At 66.5% G+C, this 19,402-nt stretch carries 15 protein-coding genes and 3 tRNA genes; 7 read left to right on the plus strand and 11 right to left on the minus strand.

Going from position 1 to position 19,402, the window contains the following annotated elements:
- Positions 1 to 66 precede the first annotated feature (66 nt).
- Complete coding sequence (locus ACM6JT_RS25385; RefSeq protein ID WP_105393194.1) at positions 67 to 885, minus strand: TetR/AcrR family transcriptional regulator; 819 nt, start codon at positions 883 to 885, stop codon at positions 67 to 69.
- A 214-nt stretch (positions 886 to 1,099) separates the two neighbouring features.
- Complete coding sequence (locus tag ACM6JT_RS25390; protein ID WP_414857544.1) at positions 1,100 to 2,320, minus strand: MFS transporter; 1,221 nt, start codon at positions 2,318 to 2,320, stop codon at positions 1,100 to 1,102.
- A 280-nt stretch (positions 2,321 to 2,600) separates the two neighbouring features.
- On the opposite strand from ACM6JT_RS25390, the gene ACM6JT_RS25395 reads away from it, so the two are divergent.
- The 3 genes from ACM6JT_RS25395 to ACM6JT_RS25405 all read left to right on the plus strand — a co-directional run bounded on the left by ACM6JT_RS25395 (position 2,601) and on the right by ACM6JT_RS25405 (position 5,655).
- Positions 2,601 to 3,143 (plus strand): GNAT family N-acetyltransferase, encoded by a 543-nt coding sequence (locus ACM6JT_RS25395; RefSeq protein WP_034184268.1) that lies wholly within the window; start codon positions 2,601 to 2,603, stop codon positions 3,141 to 3,143.
- A gap of 130 nt (positions 3,144 to 3,273) precedes the next feature.
- Complete coding sequence (locus ACM6JT_RS25400) at positions 3,274 to 3,900, plus strand: ParB-like protein (RefSeq protein WP_105393195.1); 627 nt, start codon at positions 3,274 to 3,276, stop codon at positions 3,898 to 3,900.
- A 24-nt stretch (positions 3,901 to 3,924) separates the two neighbouring features.
- Positions 3,925 to 5,655: a SulP family inorganic anion transporter gene (locus ACM6JT_RS25405; protein WP_414857545.1), complete on the plus strand. Its 1,731-nt coding sequence runs from the start codon at positions 3,925 to 3,927 to the stop codon at positions 5,653 to 5,655.
- Between the two features lie 22 nt (positions 5,656 to 5,677).
- On the opposite strand, the gene ACM6JT_RS25410 is transcribed toward ACM6JT_RS25405, so the two are convergent.
- The 6 genes from ACM6JT_RS25410 to ACM6JT_RS25435 all read right to left on the minus strand — a co-directional run bounded on the left by ACM6JT_RS25410 (position 5,678) and on the right by ACM6JT_RS25435 (position 12,056).
- Positions 5,678 to 6,613: a carbohydrate kinase family protein gene (locus tag ACM6JT_RS25410; protein ID WP_414857546.1), complete on the minus strand. Its 936-nt coding sequence runs from the start codon at positions 6,611 to 6,613 to the stop codon at positions 5,678 to 5,680.
- A 111-nt stretch (positions 6,614 to 6,724) separates the two neighbouring features.
- Positions 6,725 to 7,669: an ABC transporter substrate-binding protein gene (locus tag ACM6JT_RS25415; protein ID WP_034184062.1), complete on the minus strand. Its 945-nt coding sequence runs from the start codon at positions 7,667 to 7,669 to the stop codon at positions 6,725 to 6,727.
- A gap of 84 nt (positions 7,670 to 7,753) precedes the next feature.
- On the minus strand, positions 7,754 to 8,791 hold the full coding sequence (locus tag ACM6JT_RS25420) for an ABC transporter permease subunit (RefSeq protein WP_034184063.1): 1,038 nt from the start codon (positions 8,789 to 8,791) through the stop codon (positions 7,754 to 7,756).
- A gap of 42 nt (positions 8,792 to 8,833) precedes the next feature.
- Entirely contained in the window at positions 8,834 to 10,387 is a 1,554-nt protein-coding gene (locus ACM6JT_RS25425) for a sugar ABC transporter ATP-binding protein (protein WP_034184064.1), read from the minus strand.
- Positions 10,374 to 11,621, minus strand: coding sequence for an ROK family protein (locus tag ACM6JT_RS25430; protein WP_034184269.1), 1,248 nt, complete (start codon positions 11,619 to 11,621; stop codon positions 10,374 to 10,376). Before ACM6JT_RS25430 ends, ACM6JT_RS25425 begins: the two co-directional genes overlap by 14 nt.
- Before the next feature lie 348 nt (positions 11,622 to 11,969).
- Positions 11,970 to 12,056, minus strand: a tRNA-Leu gene (locus ACM6JT_RS25435).
- Between the two features lie 445 nt (positions 12,057 to 12,501).
- Here ACM6JT_RS25435 and ACM6JT_RS25440 point away from each other — a divergent pair.
- Positions 12,502 to 13,065 (plus strand): flavodoxin family protein, encoded by a 564-nt coding sequence (locus ACM6JT_RS25440; protein WP_034184065.1) that lies wholly within the window; start codon positions 12,502 to 12,504, stop codon positions 13,063 to 13,065.
- A 115-nt stretch (positions 13,066 to 13,180) separates the two neighbouring features.
- On the opposite strand, the gene ACM6JT_RS25445 is transcribed toward ACM6JT_RS25440, so the two are convergent.
- The 3 genes from ACM6JT_RS25445 to ACM6JT_RS25455 form a co-directional block, all read right to left on the minus strand.
- Positions 13,181 to 13,267, minus strand: a tRNA-Leu gene (locus tag ACM6JT_RS25445).
- A gap of 110 nt (positions 13,268 to 13,377) precedes the next feature.
- The gene (locus tag ACM6JT_RS25450; protein WP_243565487.1) at positions 13,378 to 14,367 is read right to left on the minus strand and encodes an aliphatic sulfonate ABC transporter substrate-binding protein; all 990 of its coding nucleotides are present in this window, start codon (positions 14,365 to 14,367) and stop codon (positions 13,378 to 13,380) included.
- A gap of 315 nt (positions 14,368 to 14,682) precedes the next feature.
- Positions 14,683 to 14,769: transfer RNA gene (locus tag ACM6JT_RS25455), tRNA-Leu, on the minus strand.
- 249 nt (positions 14,770 to 15,018) lie between these two features.
- Between ACM6JT_RS25455 and rnr the strand changes: the two genes are divergently transcribed.
- The 3 genes from rnr to ACM6JT_RS25470 all read left to right on the plus strand — a co-directional run bounded on the left by rnr (position 15,019) and on the right by ACM6JT_RS25470 (position 19,364).
- On the plus strand, positions 15,019 to 17,502 hold the full coding sequence (rnr, locus tag ACM6JT_RS25460; protein WP_034184067.1) for a ribonuclease R: 2,484 nt from the start codon (positions 15,019 to 15,021) through the stop codon (positions 17,500 to 17,502).
- A 148-nt stretch (positions 17,503 to 17,650) separates the two neighbouring features.
- On the plus strand, positions 17,651 to 18,394 hold the full coding sequence (gene rlmB / locus ACM6JT_RS25465; RefSeq protein WP_034184068.1) for a 23S rRNA (guanosine(2251)-2'-O)-methyltransferase RlmB: 744 nt from the start codon (positions 17,651 to 17,653) through the stop codon (positions 18,392 to 18,394).
- 97 nt (positions 18,395 to 18,491) lie between these two features.
- Entirely contained in the window at positions 18,492 to 19,364 is an 873-nt protein-coding gene (locus ACM6JT_RS25470; RefSeq protein WP_131948486.1) for an N-acetylmuramoyl-L-alanine amidase, read from the plus strand.
- Positions 19,365 to 19,402: the final 38 nt, after the last annotated feature.

Consider the following 19,402-nt stretch of genomic DNA (forward strand, 5'->3'; position numbering starts at 1 on the left):
GATGCGCCGCATGACCCCGCGTATCAATCAAATCGTGAACAGGAAGTCGCGTGTGGCCCCGCGCGCTCAGTTCGCGGAATGCAGCGTCGCCGTATCGGCGGCTGCCGCACTCGACGGCAGCCCGAACGCTTCGCTCGCTCCCGCGTCGTCGAGTACCGCCGCGAAAATCGACAGTTGGGCGCTGTCGGGCATCGGTGCCTTCAGCGCGGCGACGATCAGCGACGACAGCCGCGCGATCATCTGCACGTCGTTCATCGTGCGGCCTTGCGAGAACTCGTCGATCAGGCTTTCCGTCTCGGCACCCGCGAGCGCGCCGGACAGCGCGCCGATCGCGAAGTGCAGCCGCCAGCCGAGTTCCGTGCGCGGCAGGTGCGGCAACGCGCGCTGGAACGCGTCGAAGAAGCGGCCCGCGACGCTCGCGTAGTGCGCGGTCAGGAAGTTGCGCACGAACGGCGACGGATCGGTGTACGCGCGGCCGATCAGCCGGAGGAACCCGGGCCCGCCGCGTTCCGGGTTGCGCGACGCCTTCAGCGCGGGAATGAACATCGCACCGAGCACGTGCTCGCAGGTGATGTGCGAGCCGAGCTGCGCATCGAAGCGATCGAGGATGCCGAGGCGTTCCTGGTTGAGCTGATCGAGCCGGCGCGACAGCATCGCGTGGATCAACGCTTCCTTGCTGCCGAAGTGGTAGTTGACCGCCGCGAGGTTGACCGCCGCGCGCGACGTGATCTGCCGCATCGACATCGCCTCGAAGCCATGCTCGATGAACAGGTCCTCGGCCGCATCGAGGATGCGCGCCTTCGTCCCGCCGGTCTGCCGAGGGCCGGATGATCGCGCCCCGGACGGCCGTCCCGCGGATGGCCGCCCCTCCTGACTTACTGCCATGTTCCGCCTCCCATGCCGGTCGCCCGGCCGCGAACAGGTGATTTGATTGTCTGATTCAAACAGTCGTTTTTATTAAGATAAAAAAACGCGGGCGGAGCGGGCAAGCGGGGAATCTGGACAAATTCCTCTAGTTCGATGTGCAACTGCGGCAAGCGTTGCGCGCGTCCCCGAGGGGCGGGGCGCGCGCGATGGTGCGATGCGTCAATGCGCGGGTTCAGCCGACCGTGCTACGCGTATTGACCGATTGCGTCATGTCGATGCCGCGCCGCTCGCGGCTGAACAGGATCAGCACGGCGATCGCGACGGCGACGATGCCGGCCACGAGCGCGAGCGCGAAGCTGTAATTGTTGTCGTGCGAAACGGCGAGCGATGCCTGCATCGTCGCGTTGCCGGACGCGAGCAGGTTGCCGAGCTGGTAGACGACGCCGGGGAAGGTCGCGCGGATTTCGTCGGGCGAAATCTCGTTCAGGTGGACCGGAATCACGCCCCACGCGCCCTGTACCGAGATCTGCATCAGGAACGCGCCCGCGGCGAGCGCAACCGGGCCGCTCGAGAATGCCCACAGCGGCAGCACGGGCAGTGCGATCAGCGAGGCGATGAAGATCGTGCGGCGCCGGCCGATCCGTTCCGAGATCGCACCGAACGACAGTCCGCCGACGATTGCGCCGATGTTCAGCACGATCGTGATCCACGACACGGTATGCGGATCGAAGTGATGCTGTTCGCGCAGGAACGTCGGATAGAGATCCTGCGTGCCGTGCGAGAAGAAGTTGAACGCGGTCATCAGCACGATCGCGTAGATCGTGAGCTTCCAGTTCTGCTTCAGCGTGGTCCCGAGGCTCGGGCGCGGGCGTTTCTCCATCAGTTTCCACGCCGGCGATTCGGGCACGTGCGTGCGCACGTACAGCACGAGCAGCGCGGGCAGCACGCCGACCATGAACATGCCGCGCCAGCCGATGTACTGGTAGAAGAGGCCGAACACGACGGACGCGAGCAGATAGCCGCTCGGATAGCCGGCCTGCAGCAGCCCCGATACGAAGCCGCGCGCTTGGGTCGGCACGGTTTCCATCGTCAGCGCGGAGCCGACGCCCCATTCGCCGCCCATCGCGATGCCGAACAGCGCGCGCAGCACCAGCAGCGCGATCAGGCTCGGCGCGAAACCCGACGCGAGTTCGAGCAGCGAATAACACGCGATGTTGACCATCAGCGTCGGGCGGCGGCCGAAGCGGTCGGCGAGCCGGCCGAAGATCAGTGCGCCGAGCGGGCGCATCGCGAGCGTCAGCGTGAGCGCGAACGCAACGGCGGGGATCGTCGACGCGAATTCGGCGGCGATGTCCTTCAGCACGAAAACCATCAGGAAAAAATCGAACGCATCGAGCGTCCAGCCCAGGTAGGCGGCGATCGTGACGTTGCGTTGTTCGCGGGTCCAGCTCATGTCCGAGGTCTCCTCGTTGGCTTGCGCGCTCACGATGTGCATGCGGATGCCGGCCCGCTTGCGCACGGTGCGCGGGCACTGATCGAGTGTAGGCCGCGGCGCCGCGCGATGTGGGGCGCGATAACGCCGAATCGGGAATAACCCCTACGAAATGAACTGTTTCGGAAACGGAAACGAAGCCGCGCCGGACCGGCGACAGGCATCTGTATCATTCCGGAAGGCGTTTTGTATTTGTTCTGTAATGCGCTCGATGCGCATCGTCACCGAATCAGGAGTCCAGATGAACGAACGTTCCGATGCTGCGCTGCCCGTGCTCGAAACCGCCAGGCTGTGGCTGCGTCCGCGCGTGCTGGCCGATCTCGACGCGTGCATCGCGATGGATCGCGATCCCGAGGTCACACGGCATATCGCGGGCCCGTGGCACGATCCCGTCGAGCATCGCCGCTTCGTCACGCACCGGATCACGCGCGACTATCCGCCGGGACTCGGCTACTGGTCGATCTTCGAGAAGGCCGCACCCGATACGTTCATCGGCTGGGTCCTGCTGATTCCCGACTATGCGGACGGTGCACGCGACGTCGAGATCGGCTGGCGGCTCGTGCGCACGACCTGGGGCCGCGGCATCGCGAGCGAGGCCGCGGCGGCGGTCGTGCGGCATGCATTCGATACCGTGCGCCTGCCGCGCGTGATCGCCGATATCGCCGAGGCCAACAGCGGTTCGCTGAACGTCGCGCGCAAGCTCGGGATGCGTCGCGTGAGCGTCGTGCACGACGGCATTCCTTATATCCGCCATCGTCTCGAGCGCAACGATCTGCGCGCGTAGCACGGCATCGTGCGCACGCGTGCGCGGTTGTCGGAGATCGTCAATCGCCGGCGTATCGAGGTCATGACGTATTAACGGCTCGCGCGATCAGGAGTATCGTTGCCGGAATTTCGCAACATGGGGTACGACCATGACACTCGGCCGCGACGTTCATCTCATTCCAGTCAGGCTCGACGCGCTGCGTCCGACGCAGATGACGGTGGGTTATCGCGAAGTCAAGGCGAAGCGCAAGCACTGGAAGGCACTCGACAAGCGCGCGCGCAAGGCCGCGATCGAATCGCACTGGTTCCCGGCGGTCCTCGGCCCGGACGGGCTGCACTACATCACCGATCACCATCATCTCGGCCTCGCGCTGATCGAGGAGGGCGAGTCGCGCGTGAACGCGATGCTGCTGAAGGATCTGTCGTGGCTCGACGACACGATTTTCTGGCGGATGATGGAGCACAACCAGTGGGTGCATCCGTTCGGCGCGGACGGGTCGCGCCGCGACTACGCGAATTTGCCGAAGGCGCTGACGGGGCTCGTGGACGATCCGTACCGCAGCCTTGCAGGCGAACTGCGCACGGCGGGCGGCTATGCGAAGGACGCGACGCCGTTCAGCGAATTCCTGTGGGCCGATTACCTGCGCCAGCACGTGTCGCTCGACCAGATCCGCAAGAACTTCGCGAAAGCGCTCGACGTCGCGCTGCACCGCGCGCACGACCAGGATGCGCGCTATCTGCCCGGCTGGTCGGGCGTCATCGCCGTCAAACCCTGACCGGCGCACAGCGCCGACCGCCTCATGACGATCGCCCCGATCCGCCCCGATGCCGGCCCGCAGCATGCCGACCATTTTTCAGCGCTCGACGCTGCCTCGCCGCCGCCCGCGCGGCGCATCGGCCTTGATGCACTGGCCGGCCTGTCGATCGCGGGCCTGCTGATTCCCGAGGCGGTCGCGTATGCCGGGCTGGCCAACCTGCCGCCGCAGGCCGGTCTCATCGCGCTGCTGGCGGGGCTCGTCATCTATGCGCTCACGGGCAGCAGCCGCTTCGCGATCGTGTCGTCGACGTCGTCTTCGGCTGCCGTGCTCGCGGCGACCGTGCTCGCGGAATCGGGGATGGCGCTTGCCGAACAGCTCGCGCTGGCGGCGGCGCTGGTTGCGATGACGGGCGTGCTGTTCATCCTGGCGGGCGCCGCGCGGCTCGGCGGCATGTCGGACTTCGTCGCGCGGCCCGTGCTGCGCGGCTTCACGTTCGGGCTCGCACTGACGATCGTCATCAAGCAGTTGCCGAAGATTCTCGCGATTTCCGTGCAGCACAGCGATGCGCCGCATGTCACGCTCGACCTGATCACCGGCGCGCCGCATGCGAACCTCGCGAGTGCCGTGCTCGGCGCAACCGCGCTGGCGCTGCTGTTCGTGCTCGGGCGCCGCTCGCGCGTGCCCGCGACGCTCGTCGTGATCGTGCTGTCGATCGCGGTCGGCTATGCGATCGACTGGCAGCGATACGGGATCGCGATCGTCGGCCACATCGATTTCCGGCACATCGAATTCGGCCTGCCGCAGCTCGACCGCAACGCGTGGATGCAGACGGTCGAGCTCGCGTTCGCGCTGATGCTGATCCTGTACGCGGAGTCGTACGGATCGATCCGAAACTTCGCGCTGAAGCATGGCGACGGCGTGTCGCCGAACCGCGACCTCGTCGCGCTCGGCTGCGCGAACCTCGTGTCGGGCCTGCTGCACGGGATGCCGGTCGGCGCCGGCTATTCGGCGACGTCGGCGAACGAAGCGGCCGGCGCGCAGTCGCGCTTCGCCGGCCTGTGGGCAGCCGGCGTGGTCGCGCTGATCGTCTGGCTGCTGCTGCCGCAACTCGCGCGCACGCCGGAGCCCGTGCTCGCGGCGATCGTGATCTTCGCGGTCAGCCACTCGCTGCATCCGACCGTATTCCGGCCATACTGGGACTGGCATCGCGACCGGCTCGTCGTGATCGCGGCGTTGCTTGCGGTGCTCGTGCTCGGCGTGCTGCACGGGCTGCTGGCGGCCATCGGCGTGAGCCTGCTGCTGACGCTGCGCAAGCTGTCCGAGCCGAACGTCAGCGTGCTCGGCCGGCTGCGCGACAGCCATGACTTCGTCGACGTCGCGAGCCATGCCGACGCGAAGCCGGTGCCGGGCGTGCTGATCGTGCGGCCCGAGGCGCAGCTGTTCTTCGCGAACGCGGACCGGATGCTGAATCGCGTGCGCGCGCTGATGAAGGCCGCGCCGGACACGCATGCCGTGATGCTGAGCCTCGAGGAAACGCCGGATGTCGACGGCACGACGATCGAATCGTTGCGCACGTTCGCGGCCGAATGCACGGCACGCGGGCTGCGACTCGCGATCGTGAGGCTCAAGATGCATGCGCTGCATGCATTGCGCCGCGCGGCCGACGATACGCTGCATGAGGATGCGATGTCCGAACTGAGCGTCGACGAAAGTCTTCAACTGCTGCAGGCCGGTATGCCGCCGGACGGCGGCGACGGAACGACCGCCGCGTGACGAGGCGGTGCGGCGGCGCGGTCTATTGCGAAAGCACGGCGTCGGCAGCGCGATCGATCATATCGGCCACTTCCGCGGCCGTCGGCGCATAGGCGCCTGCGTGAGCGCAGGCGACCGCCGCGCACGCGGCCGCGTAACGCAGATGCTCGGCGGGCGATGCATCGGGCCGTGCAAGCTGGCTCGCGAGCCAGCCGCCGACGCTGGCGTCGCCGCAGCCGACCGTGTCGGCGACGTCGGTCGGGAACGCGGGCTGGAACAGCACGGTGTCGCGATGCAGGAGCTGCATGCCGGATGCGCCGCGCGTGACGAGCATCGTCGCGTCGGGCGACCACGCGCGCAGTTGCGCGAGTGCGGCCGTTTCGTCGAGTTCGGGAAACAGCCCGTGAAGATCCTCGTCGGACACCTTGATCCAGTCGGCGAGCGCGACCAGCCGGCGCAGCGTGTCGCGATACGACGGCGCGGCCATCGGCGCACGGTAGTTCGGATCGAACGAGATTCGCTTGCCGGCCGCGCGCGCGGCCTGCGCCACCTCGATCAGGCGTGACGCGAGCGGCTCGCGCACGACGCCGAGCGAGCCGATGTGCACGATCTCGGCCGTGTCGAGTGCGCCGGCGGGCAGGTCCGCCGGATCGAATGCGAGATCGGCGCTGTTCTCGCCGATGAAGAAATAGTGGGGCGGCTGCTTCGATACGACCATCGCGAGCAGCGGCGCGCGGTCGACCTGCCGGATGAAACGCATGTCGAGCCCCGCGTCGGCGCTCTTGCGTATCAGTTCGTCGCCGAAGATGTCGCGGCTGACCGTGCCGGCAAAGGCCGTCGGCGCGCCGAGTCGCGCGCCGACGCGCGCAACGTTCCAGCATGAGCCGCCGGCGACGCTGTGCCAGCGCTGTGCGTCGTCGCGGATGAAATCGGTCAGCGCTTCGCCGAATACGATCAGGCGGGGGAACGTCGTCGTCATGTTGATGCCCGGTGGCCGGGCCGTGCAGCGGTTGATGCGAGCGGGCGGCGCCGGCCGTCGCGCGCGGCGACGTGGCCCGGCTCCGCCCGGTTCAGTGGACGGGAGGCGCGATCAGCGCGGGGAGCTCCAGCCCTTGTAGGTCTTCACGTTGTCGCGCGTGATGAGCGTCGGCTCGATCAGGATCATCGGATTGGCCGGCTTCTGGCCGTTCATGATCCCGTAGCCGACGTTGACGGCCTGCTGCGCCATCGCCCACGGGTCCTGGCTCGACGACGCCTGCACGAGCGTGTTGGACTTGAGCGCCACCTCGATATCGGGTGCGCCGTCGACCGACGTGATCACGATGCCCGGACGGTTCAGCTGCTTCGCGGCGAGATCGCTGCCGATCGCCTGCGGGTCGTTGATCGTGAACACCGCATCGAGCTTCGGAAAGCGCGTCAGGTAGCCCTGCATCGCGTTCATCCCGCCTTCGCGCGAGCCCTTGCCGTCCTGGTCGCTCGACAGCAACTTGATGCCCGCGTTTTTCGCGAGCACGGTCTTGCAGCCGTTGACGCGATCGATCACGGCCGACACCTGCGGGCCGTTCTCGATGATCACGTTGCCCTTGCCGTTGAGTTTCTTCGCGATGTAGTCGCACGCGAGCTCGCCGGCCTTCACGTTGTTGGTCTGCACGGTCGCATTCGCGCCGGCCGCCGCGACGTCGACCGCGACGACGGTGATACCGGCCGCCTGCGCCTTCTTCACCGCCGGCTCGATCGCCTTCGGATCGGTCGCGTTGAGCAGGATCATGTCGACGTGCGCGGAGATGAAGTTGTCGATCTGCGTGAACTGCTTGTTCAGGTCGTAGTCGGCCGACACGGCCGTGACTTTCGCGTTCGGGTTGAGCTGCTTGGCGCGCGCTTCGGCGCCCTTGACGATCGTGACGAAGTACGGGTTGCCGAGCGACCCGACCGTGATGCCGATCGATTTGAGCGGCTTGTCGGCCGCGTGCGCGACGGAAGCGCCGAATGCGAGTGCGCAGGCGACGGCGGTCAGGGCGGCTTTGTGCTTGAACATGTCGTTGTGTCTCCGTGAGGTTGGTTGGTAGACGGGCGCAGGCGTGCCTGCCTGCGCCGCAAGGTTGAATGGACGGGAACGGTGTCAGGTGCGCGCCGAATCGCGCTGGCGGTAGCGATCGAGCGCGACGGCGCCGATGATCACGAGCCCCTTGATGATGTACTGCCAGATGTCGGACACGCCGAGCAGCACGAGTCCGTTCGTCAGTACCGCGATGATCAGTGCGCCGATCAGCGTGCCGACGATCGAGCCGACGCCGCCGACGAAGCTCGTGCCGCCGAGGATCACCGCGGCGATCGCGTCGAGTTCGTAGGACTGGCCGAGCTGCAGGCCGTTGGCCGCATAGAGCCGCGCGGCCGACATCACCGCGCCGAGGCCCGCGAGCAGCCCCGACGCCGCATACACGAACATCTGGATCGCCCGCACGTTGATGCCCGACAGGCGTGCGGCTTCCGGATTGCCGCCGACCGAATAGATCCGCATCCCGAGCACCGTGCGGCGCAGGATGAACCACGAGATCGCGATCACCGCGCACGCGATCACGACGAGCCACGGCACACCGAGGATCGTGCCGTTGCCGATGAACGCGAACGGCAGCTGCGGATTGAACACGGTGGTGTCGTTGCCGATCAGGCGCGCGACGCCGCGCACGGCCGTCATCGCACCGAGCGTGACGATGAACGGCGGCAGGCGCAGGAACGAGATCAGCCCGCCGTTGATCGCGCCGAACACGAGGCCGACGACGAGCGCGAAGGGCACGCCGAGCCAGCCCCAGCCGGGAATGGTCGACGCGATCAGCGCGGCGACGGCCGCGGCGGCGAGCACCGAGCCGACCGACAGGTCGATGCCGCCCGTCAGGATCACGAAGGTCATGCCGGCGGCGAGCACGATGTTGATCGACGCCTGCTGCGTGACGATCGACAGGTTCTGCAGCGTGAAGAAGCCGTCGGTCAGGAAGCCGAAGCCGACGCACAGGACCAGCAGCACCGGCAGCATGCCGGCGGTGCGTATCAGCGACTGCATGCGTGCGCGATGATCGGCGGTGCGCAACTGGGGAGTACGATCGCCCACCGGATGGGCCGTCGCGGAAGCGAGGTTCCGCTGCTTGGTCGGGTTGATCATTTCGGTAACCTGAGTTGTAAGAGTCAAATGAAAGAGCGCGGCTCAGTGCGCGTCGGCGAGTTCGGCCTGCGAGCCGGTCGCGAGCGCGATGATGGCTTCCTGCGTGATGGGCGTGTGCGTGTGGCCGCCGAGTTCGCCCGCGATCTCGCCTTCGCGCATCACGAGCACACGGTCGGCGACGCCGATGATTTCCGGCAGTTCGCTCGAGATCACGATCACGCCCACGCCGGCACGGGCCAGTTCGTTGATGATCCGGTAGATCTCGGATTTCGCGCCGATGTCGACGCCGCGCGTCGGTTCGTCGAGGATCAGTACGCGCGGTTTCGTCTCCAGCAGGCGCGACAGCAGCACCTTCTGCTGGTTGCCGCCCGACAGCGCGCCGACGTTGACGTTCGCGTGGGGTACGCGGATCGACAGCGAGGAAATCGCGTCGCGCGCGCGTTCGGCGCCGCGTGCGAGGTCGAGCGCGCCGAGCCGTGCATCGCGGTTGCAGACGGAAATGTTGATGTTGTCGCGCACGCTCATGTCGAGGAACAGGCCCTGGCGCTTGCGGTCTTCGGTCAGGTAGACGAGGCCCGCGTCGATCGCGTCGCGCGGCGAGTGTGCGCCGAACTGGCGGTCGCCCAGTTTCACGTCGCCGCGCACGCGCGGTTCGGCGCCGAAGATCAGCCGCGCGAGTTCGGTGCGGCCCGCGCCGACGAGCCCGGCGATGCCGAGCACCTCGCCGGCATGCAGGTCGAGGCTGCAGCCGCGCACGCGTGCGCCGTCGGCGATGTCGCGTACCGACAGCAGCAGGTGGCCGGGGTCGTACGGCGCGTGTTCCTTCTTGTAGAAGCCGGAGATGTCGCGGCCGACCATCATCGCGACGAGACGCTCGGCCGACAGCGATTCGCGTTCGAGCGTGCCGACGTATGCGCCGTCGCGCAGCACCGACACGCGGTCGGACAGTTCGTAGATCTCCGCCATCCGGTGGCTGATGTAGATGATCGCGAGACCTTCCTCGCGCAACTGGCGGATCAGGCGGAACAGGTGCTCGGTTTCGCGCGACGACAGCGGCGTCGTCGGCTCGTCCATCACCAGGATGCGGGCGCGGGTGTGCACGGCGCGCGCGATCTCGACGAGCTGCTGTTCGGCGATCGACAGCGTGTCGACGAGCGTTTCGGGGCCGAACGATGCGCCGAGGCGCGCGAGCACGTCCTGGCAGCCGCGCGCCATCGCCGCGCGGTCGATCGTGCCCCAGCGCCGGTTGCCTCGCCGCAGTTCGCGGCCGACGTAGATGTTTTCCGCGACGGTCAGGTTCGGCGACAGGCACAGCTCCTGGTAGATCACCGCGACGCCCGCATCGCGCGCGGCGAGCGGCCCGTCGATGTCGATGCGTTCGCCGTCGATCAGGATCTCGCCGCCGGCGTCGGCGCGGTATGCGCCCGACAGGATCTTCATCAGCGTCGATTTACCGGCGCCGTTCTCGCCCATCAGCGAGTGGATCTCGCCCGGATAGACGGTCAGGCTGACATTGTCCAGCGCGCGCACGGCCGGGAACGTCTTGCTGATCCGGCGCATTTCGAGCAGCGGGCGGGGCGACTCAGACCGCGACATGGTTGACCTCCTGCGAGTCGGTGCGGGCGCCCTTGAGGATGCCGGCCCGCGGGGAAAAGTTGAAGAACATCGGTAGCGTGGCCGCGCCGATCGCGCCGGCGTCGGCGCCGAACGTGCCGCGCACGAGCGTCGGCGTGCCGCGCGCTTCGGGCGCGGTGGCAACCAGTGCCGAGCGCAGGCGCGTCGTGACCGCGTCGAGCAGGCCCGCGTCGGTATCGGCGTCGATCACGACTACCGGCGCATCGATCACGCACAGCACCGCGCGCAATGCCGGCGCGAGCGCGTCGACGCAGTCGTCGATCCATTCGTCGACGGCCGGCAGGCCGCGGGCAATGCAGGCTTCGAGATCGGCGCGGTTCTCGACCGTCTCGCCGTGATGGCGCAGATGTCGTACAAGCGCGTGCAGCGAGGCGCGCGCGAGAAGGATGTCCCACGGGCCGCGCGGCGGTGGCGCGGATGCCAGCCGGCTCGGCGGCACGGGAATTACGGCGATGTCGCCTGCATTGCCGGTCACACCGCGCAGGCAATCGCCGTCGATCGCGATGCCGCCGCCGATCGCCGGCCCGATGAACAGGTAGACGAAGTCGTCGCACTGCCGGCCGTATCCGTAGAACAGCTCGGCGATCGCGGCCGCGTTGCCGTCGTTTTCGCCGAACACGGGCAGCGACAGCGCGCGACCGAGGTCGCTCGCGAAATCGACGTCTTCCCATGCGCGGAACGTATCGGGCGCGAGGCCGAGTTCGCGCATCCAAGCGCCGAGGTTGTAAGGCTGTGCGACGCCGACGCCGGTCAGGCGGGCGCGTTCGTGGTCGGGGAGCAGGGCCTGCATCGCGTCGATGTCGTGACGCACGATCTCGAGCACGTCGGCGGGAGGAGGCAGCAGCGTGTCGTGCGAGCGGCGGCCGAGCACGTCGCCTGCGAAGTTGACGAGCGCGGTTTCGATGCGCATCCGGTCGAGATGGACGCCGATGCCGAATGCACCGCGCGGGTCGAGGCGGATCAACGACGCCGGCTGGCCGCGCTGGCCTTCGGTACGGCCCGCGAATTCGATCAGCTTCGCATCGGCGAGCGATGCGATGATGCTGCCGACCGCCGTGCCCGTCATGCTCGCGAGACGCGCAAGGTCGGCCTTCGACGCGCTGCCTGCGCGGCGCAGCGTCTTCAGCAGCAGGCGCTCGTTGTAACGGCGCACGTTGGCCGAATTACTTCCCTGGCCGATGTGCGGGCTTCTCATGGCGTCTCCTTCCATGTTGCGCCATGCGGCAGCGCATTAAATAAATCACGTTGATTTATTTAACCGCGTGAGAGCCGTCATGTCAGCCTAGGGAAATCCCGGTTTTTGCCGTGGATGAGGGGTGGCGGGGTGGGTCTCGGGTAATGGGGATGGAGCGCGGAGCCGGGGGCGAAAACTTTGGAATTCGCGTGGCAGGCGCGTGTTCACTGCGGACGCGACGACGATTTGTCCGTCCGGAGGATGGTGAGACGGGGTTTGTCACACCATGCGGATCAACGTGGCGGTGTGAATGATGCGGGTCCGGAAATGAAAAAAGGCCGGCTAGAAGCCGACCTTTTCAAAAACAGATGGTGCCCAGGAGAGGACTCGAACCTCCACGATGTTGCCACCGCTAGGACCTGAACCTAGTGCGTCTACCAATTCCGCCACCTGGGCACGTTTCGCTTGCTGCGATGCGAAAGACCGCAATTATAGCGTGCCCGAACGGCTTGTCAACAGATTTTGAGCGGCTTTTGTGCGGGACGAGAAAGAGGGGCGTGCCGGATTCGCCGTGTCCGGGTATCGCTGCCGAATCGATCCCGGTGCGAAGGATTGCCGCCGGAGAGGAGCGAGCGAATTTCCTGAACGCAGGTTCCAGTTTGTCGCCTGAGAAATTATCGTTGGTGCGTGCCTGTCGTGCCGCGCTGACTCGCGAAGACAGGCAGCCGACGCCGCTCTATGCCGCCTTGTCCGCTCGCTTGGCGGCACCATGCGCATCGTGTAGTCGGCTGCCGCAATGGGGCGCGCGGCACATGCAGGTGAAGATATTTGCATTACGATCATTTCTGTTACTATCGCAGTAACGTTTTTTTGCGGAATAGTCCGCGACAAGGAGCTCCTCATGCCTGAAATCGCAGTGGTTTTTCATAGCGGCTACGGCCATGCGGCCGTCATTGCGGACGCAGTCGCTCGTGGTGTCGAGAAAGTCGACGGTGCGTCGGTCAAGCTGATCCCCGTCGACGCGATCGACGAACACTGGGAGTATCTGGAGCGCGATGCCAAGGCGATCGTCTTTGGTTCGCCGACTTACATGGGCAGTGCGTCCGCGCAGTTCAAGGGCTTCATGGACGCATCGTCGAAGCATTGGGGCAAGTGGCGAGACAAGCTGGCGGCCGGCTTTACGGTGTCGGCTTCGCAAAGCGGCGACAAACTGGCGACGCTGCAGCAGCTGGCTGTCTTCGCTGCCCAGCATCAGATGCTGTGGGTCAGCCTCGGGCTGATGCCCGGCAACAACAACAGCAAGGGTTCGGTCAACGATCTGAATCGGCTCGGGTCGTTCCTCGGTGCGATGGCGCAGGCGAATGCGGACGAGGGTGGTGATGCGATTCTCGAGAGCGATCGAAAGACGGCCGAAGTGCTGGGCGAGCGCGTCGCGATTGCCGCGAAACGCTGGAACGGTGCCTGAAATCGATGGCCGGGCGGCGCTGTCTCGATGGTCGTCCGGCTGATGGATGAGTGGCGCCGATGCGGGACCTGAAATGAAAAAAGGCCGGCTGGAAGCCGACCTTTTCAAAAACAGATGGTGCCCAGGAGAGGACTCGAACCTCCACGGTGTTGCCACCGCTAGGACCTGAACCTAGTGCGTCTACCAATTCCGCCACCTGGGCACGTTTCGCTTGCTGCGATGCGAAGACCGCTATTCTAGCGTGTCTTCGAAGACTGTCAACACAATTTCATCCGAAGCGATAAAAATATTGCATCCTTGTGCGACGGCGTCTCACGCGCCGACCGGATCCGCGCGTTTCGCCGCGAAATTCCAGCGCAGCGCCTGGCCCGTATCGACGCGTGCCGGCAGCAGTCCGGCCGCGAGGAACGTGTCGGCGATCTTCTGCTGTTCGCCGAAATTTTGCGCGACCACTGCGCGAACGAGGTAGCTGCGGCGCGCGTTCGCGCGTGCGATCGTCGCCGCGTCGAGCCCCCAGATCGGCGCAAGCGTATTCGCGGCCTCCTGCGGATGGTCGCGCAACCACGTGCCGGCCTGCGACAACTGGTCGAACAGGATCTGGACGACGTCGGGCCGCGCGGCGGCGAAACTGCTCGATGCGAGGTAGTAGCGCTGGTACGACGCGAGTCCGTTGCCGTCGGCCAGAATCCGCACGTCGGGATTCCGGTCGACCGACGCGACATACGGATCCCACGTGATCCATGCGTCCACGCTGCCGCGCTCGAACGCCGCGCGGCCGTCCGCGGGCGTCAGGTAGTGGATCGCGGCGTCGGCGGGCGTGAGCTTTGCGCGTGCGAGTGCGGCGAGCAGCAGGTAGTGGCTGCCGGCCGCCTTCGTGACCGCGATGCGCTTGCCCTTGAGATCGGCGAGCGTTCGAAGTGCGCTGTCCTGCTTGACGACGATCGCCTGTGCCTTCGGCGACGGCGCTTCCTGCGCGACGTACACGAAACGCGCATGCGCGGCCTGCGCGAAGACCGGGACCGTGTCGGCGACGTCGGCGCTGAAATCGACGGCGCCGACGTTGAGCGCTTCGGTCAGCGGCAGCCCGCTCGCGAATTCATGCCACGACACGCGCAGGCCGAGCGGCGCCAGCGCCTGCTCGAGGGTGCCGCGTGTCTTGAGCAGTGTGATGAGTGTCGACGACTTCTGGAAGCCGATGCGCAATGCGGCAGGCGTGGTCTCGGCGTGCGTTCGGACGCCCGCCGCAGTGAGGCCTGCGGCCAGCATCGCGCGCGCGAACGCGCGGCGGTTCATCGACGTCATGAATCGTGCTCCTCGTTGGGTTCGTTGCAATGAAGCGGGCCGGCTAACGTACCAACGGGGAGGGCGGGCGATAACCGATAAATTCTGCTATCGATCCGACTGGCGGGCATAAGGAGGTGGGGCAGGCGGTCGCCTGCGCGGATTCCGGAGATAGCAGCCGAAGATGCTCAATGCGCGCGCCTGCGGAAATTCATGAGGGCCGAGTTCGACGAGCCGTGCCGGTTGCTGCGCAGATTCATCGGCGGGCAAGTTACTCTTTTTCCCGGTCCGGAAATGAAAAAAGGCCGGCTGGAAGCCGACCTTTTTAAAAACAGATGGTGCCCAGGAGAGGACTCGAACCTCCACGGTGTTGCCACCGCTAGGACCTGAACCTAGTGCGTCTACCAATTCCGCCACCTGGGCACGTTTTGCAGTAGCTGCTTGCTGCAAAGAAGCGAAATTATAGCGCCCCAATTATTCGTGTCAACACTTTTTTGCGATGCATCGCAAACCGGCCGCCGTCGCGCCCGCCCGCGGCATTCCCGTCATTTGGCGACACAGGCGGGTGATAGAATGACCCGCCGCCGTCAATATAGAACTGTCTGACGGACACCTCTATGTTGATGCCGTGCACCATCAGTCAACGCAACGAGAACAATCATCGACAAACCCTTGAGCAAATATCCGTACCCCATTCCGAGCCGTGAAGAAATTCTCGGCGTGCTGCGTACGAGCGATGCGCCGCTGGCTGCCAACGACATCGCCGAAGCACTGTCGATCAAGCGTCAGGAGCGCGAAGGGTTCTTCCGGCGTGTCGCCGCGATGGAGCGCGACGGCCAGATCCGCCTCGACAAGCGCGGCCACTACCAGTTGACCCATCCGTCGAACTTCGTCGCCGGGCGCGTGCAGGGGCATCGCGACGGCTACGGGTTCGTGATCCGCGACGACGGCCAGGACGACCTGTTCTTGCCGAACGGCGAAATGCAGAAGGTGATGCACAACGATCGCGTGCTCGCGCGAATCGTCGGCTACGATCGCCGCGGCCGGCCGGAAGGGCATGTCGTCGAAGTCACCGAGCGCGCGAACAAGCGCGTGATCGGCCGCCTGCTCAACGAGAATGGTGCGCTGATCGTCGCGCCGGAAGACAAGCGCATCGGCCACGACATCCTGATCACGCAGAACGTGAAGAAGGCGAAGGTCGGGCAGGTCGTCGTCGTCGAGCTGACCGATTTCCCGAGCCGTCATTCGCAGCCGCTCGGCCGTGTCGTCGAAGTGCTCGGCGACATCGACGATCCGGGCATGGAAATCGAAATCGCGGTGCGCAAGTACGGCGTGCCGCATGAATTCAGCCAGCCGGCGCTCGACGAAGCCGCCGCGCTGCCCGACAAGGTACGGCCGGCCGACCTGCGTTTCCGCGTCGACCTGCGCGACGTGCCGCTCGTGACGATCGACGGCGAGGACGCACGCGACTTCGACGACGCCGTCTACTGCGAGCCGGTCAAGGTCGGTCGCGGCGACGGCTTCCGGCTGATCGTCGCGATCGCCGACGTGTCGTACTACGTACAGCCGGGCAATGGGCTCGACGCCGACGCGCTCGAGCGCAGCACGTCGGTCTATTTCCCGCGCCGCGTGATCCCGATGCTGCCGGAGAAGCTGTCGAACGGCCTGTGCTCGCTGAACCCGCAGGTCGACCGCTGCGTGCTCGCGTGCGACATGGTGATCACTGCGCGCGGCGAGATCAAGGCGTACCAGTTCTATCCGGCCGTGATCCATTCGGCTGCGCGCCTTACGTATACCGAAGTGGCGGCCGTGCTGTCGAACACGAAGGGGCCGGAGGCCGCGCGCCGCGCGGAGCTGCTGCCGCACCTGCAGAACCTGTACGGCGTCTACAAGTCGCTGTTCGCCGCACGGCAGAAGCGCGGCGCGATCGACTTCGATACGACCGAGACCTACATCGTCTGCAATTCGCAGGGCAAGATCGAGCAGATCGTGCCGCGCCAGCGCAACGATGCGCACAAGCTGATCGAGGAATGCATGCTGGCCGCGAACGTCTGCGCGGCCGACTTCCTGAAGCGCAACAAGCATCCGGGCCTGTACCGCGTGCACGCGGGGCCGACACCCGAGAAGCTCGAGAACCTGCGCGCGTTCCTGCGCGGCATGGGCCTGTCGCTCGGCGGCGGCGACAAGCCGCATGCAAGCGACTACGCGGCGCTGATGGCGCAGATCCGCGACCGGCCCGATGCGCAGATGCTGCAGCCGATGCTGCTGCGTTCGATGCAGCAGGCCGTCTACAGCCCGGACAACATCGGCCACTTCGGTCTTGCGTACGAGGCGTATGCGCACTTCACGAGTCCGATCCGTCGTTATCCCGACCTGCTCACGCACCGCGCGATCTATTCGATCCTGTCCGGCAAGAAGTACGTGCCGAAGGCGCCGGAGGGCTTCGAGCTGAACACCGCGCTGTCGCCGCGCGCCCGCGCGATGCAGCAGGCCGACGACGAAGCGCGCAACCGCTCGCGCTCGAACACGGCGATCTGGGAAGAGCTCGGCCTGCATTGCTCGGCGAACGAGCGGCGTGCGGACGAAGCGTCGCGCGACGTCGAGGCATGGCTCAAGTGCTACTTCATGCGCGACAAGCTCGGCGAGGAGTACGGCGGGATGGTGAACGGCGTCACGTCGTTCGGCATCTTCGTGCAGCTCGACACGCTGTTCATCGAAGGGCTCGTGCACGTCACGGAACTCGGCTCGGACTACTTCCAGTACGACGAGATCAAGAACGAGCTGCGCGGCGAACGCACGGGCATCCGCTATCGTCTGTCGGACCGCGTGCGCGTGCAGGTGAGCCGTGTTGATCTCGACGCGCGCAAGATCGATTTCCGCCTCGTGCGCGATACGCCGGTGAAGGCGCCGCGCCCGTCGCCCGCGCCGGCTGCCGCGGGTGCCGGTGTCGATCGCAACGGCCCGCGCGTACGCGCGCTGCCGCCGGCGGAGGAGTTCGCGCCGCGTCGCAAGAAGGCCGCGAGCGCGCCGAGCGTCGCGGTGAAGGAGGCGCAGGCCGCACGTGCCGCCGCGAAGAAGAAGGGCAGCGGTGGTGGCACTGGCGGTGCGGCGGCGAAGCCGACTGCGAAGAAGCCGCGCGCCCGCAAGAAGTATTGAGCGTTCGGGGCGGCGCATGCGCACGCCCTGCAGTATCGAGAGACGCCGCGTCACCGGTCATCGGCCGGCAACGCGGCGCTTTCCTTTTCCATGGATCGCGGCTGCGCGCGTCGCGCGGCCGCACGTTTGATCGAAGGTTGTTCCAGTCATGTCACGTCTGAAGGTTCTTTACGGTTTTCATGCGGTGACCGCACGTTTGCGGCACGATGCATCGACGGTTGCGGAGGTGCTGTACGACCAGACGCGCCGCGACCGCCGCATGCAGGACTTCCTGCACACCGCGAAGGAAGCGGGCGTGCGGCTGATCGCGGCCGACGAAACGCGCCTGTGGGGCCTCGCCCATACCGAGCGTCACCAGGGCGTCGTCGCGCGTGTCGAGGACGTGCCGCTCGCGCAGAACCTGTCCGAGCTGCTCGACGGCATCCAGGGCCCCGCGCTGCTGCTCGTGCTCGACGGCGTCACCGATCCGCACAACCTCGGCGCGTGCCTGCGCGTTGCCGATTCGGCCGGCGCGCACGCGGTGATCGCGCCGCGCGACCGTGCGGTCGGCCTGAACGCAACCGCGGCCAAGGTGGCGAGCGGCGCGGCCGATACGGTGCCGTACATCACGGTGACGAACCTCGCACGCGCGCTGCGCGAGCTGAAGGAGGCCGGCGTGTGGATCATCGGCACGTCGGACGAGGCGTCGGCGACGCTCTACGATACGAAGCTCGACGGCCCCGTCGCGCTCGTGATGGGCGCGGAAGGCGAAGGCATGCGCCGGCTCACGCGCGACACCTGCGACGAGGTGATGAGCATCCCGATGGCCGGCAGCGTGGAAAGCCTGAACGTGTCGGTCGCAAGCGGCGTGTGCCTGTACGAAGCCGTGCGCCAGCGGCGCGTGAAGGGCTGACACATCCTGTCTCGCGCAATATGCGCGTGCCTGGCATGACCCGAACGACGCGTGCCGCGATGCGATGCGGCGCGCGGTTCTCCGGAACTCGCGACCGATGACCCTGTTTCGCCTCGGCGCATCATGCGCCGTGCTATGCCTGCTGGCTGCCTGCACGTCGCCGTCGCTCGTCGAACGCGGCACCTACTACGCCGACACGAGCCTGGATGCGCGCGGCGCCGATTCGCGGATCCGCTTTCTCGTGATGCATTACACCGAAAGCGATGAAGCGAAGTCACTGCGCACGCTGACGGGCGATTCGGTCAGCGTGCATTACGTCGTGCCGCCGCAGCCGCGCATCGAACACGAGATGCCCGTCGTCTACCAGCTCGTTCCGGAATCGATGCGCGCATGGCACGCGGGCGTCAGCGAGTGGCAGGGCGCGACCGAATTGAACGCGGCGTCGATCGGCATCGAAAACGTGAACCGCGGGCCGCTCGATCCGCAGAATCGCACCTGGCAGCCGTATTCGCCCGAACAGATCGATGCGTTGATCCGCCTGTCGAAGGACATCGTCGTACGCTACGCGATTCCGCCGACGCGCGTGGTCGGGCACAGCGACATCGCGCCGCAACGCAAGATCGATCCGGGTCCGCTGTTCCCGTGGCATGCGCTCGCACTGGTCGGCGTCGGCGCATGGCCGGACGATGCGACCGTGGCTGCCCGGCTCGGCGGCCGCGATCCGCACGCGTTGGTCGACGTGCGCGAACTGCAGCTCAAGCTCGCGCGCTACGGCTACGACGTGCCGACCGACGGCGTGCTCGACGCGCGCACGCGGCGCGTATTCGCGGCGTTCCAGATGCATTTCCGTCCGTCCGACTATGCGGGCAATCCGGACGCCGAAAGCGACGCGATCGCCCAGGCGTTGCTCGACAAATACTTCGCCGGCACGCCGCCGGCGGACAGCGCGCCCGCGGCGGTCGCACCCTGAACGCACGGCGCATCGCGCGCCGAAAAACGCGGGCCGTC

The organism is Burkholderia sp. IT-111MI5, from assembly GCF_949752865.1.
Taxonomy (GTDB): Bacteria; Pseudomonadota; Gammaproteobacteria; order Burkholderiales; family Burkholderiaceae; genus Burkholderia; species Burkholderia pyrrocinia_C.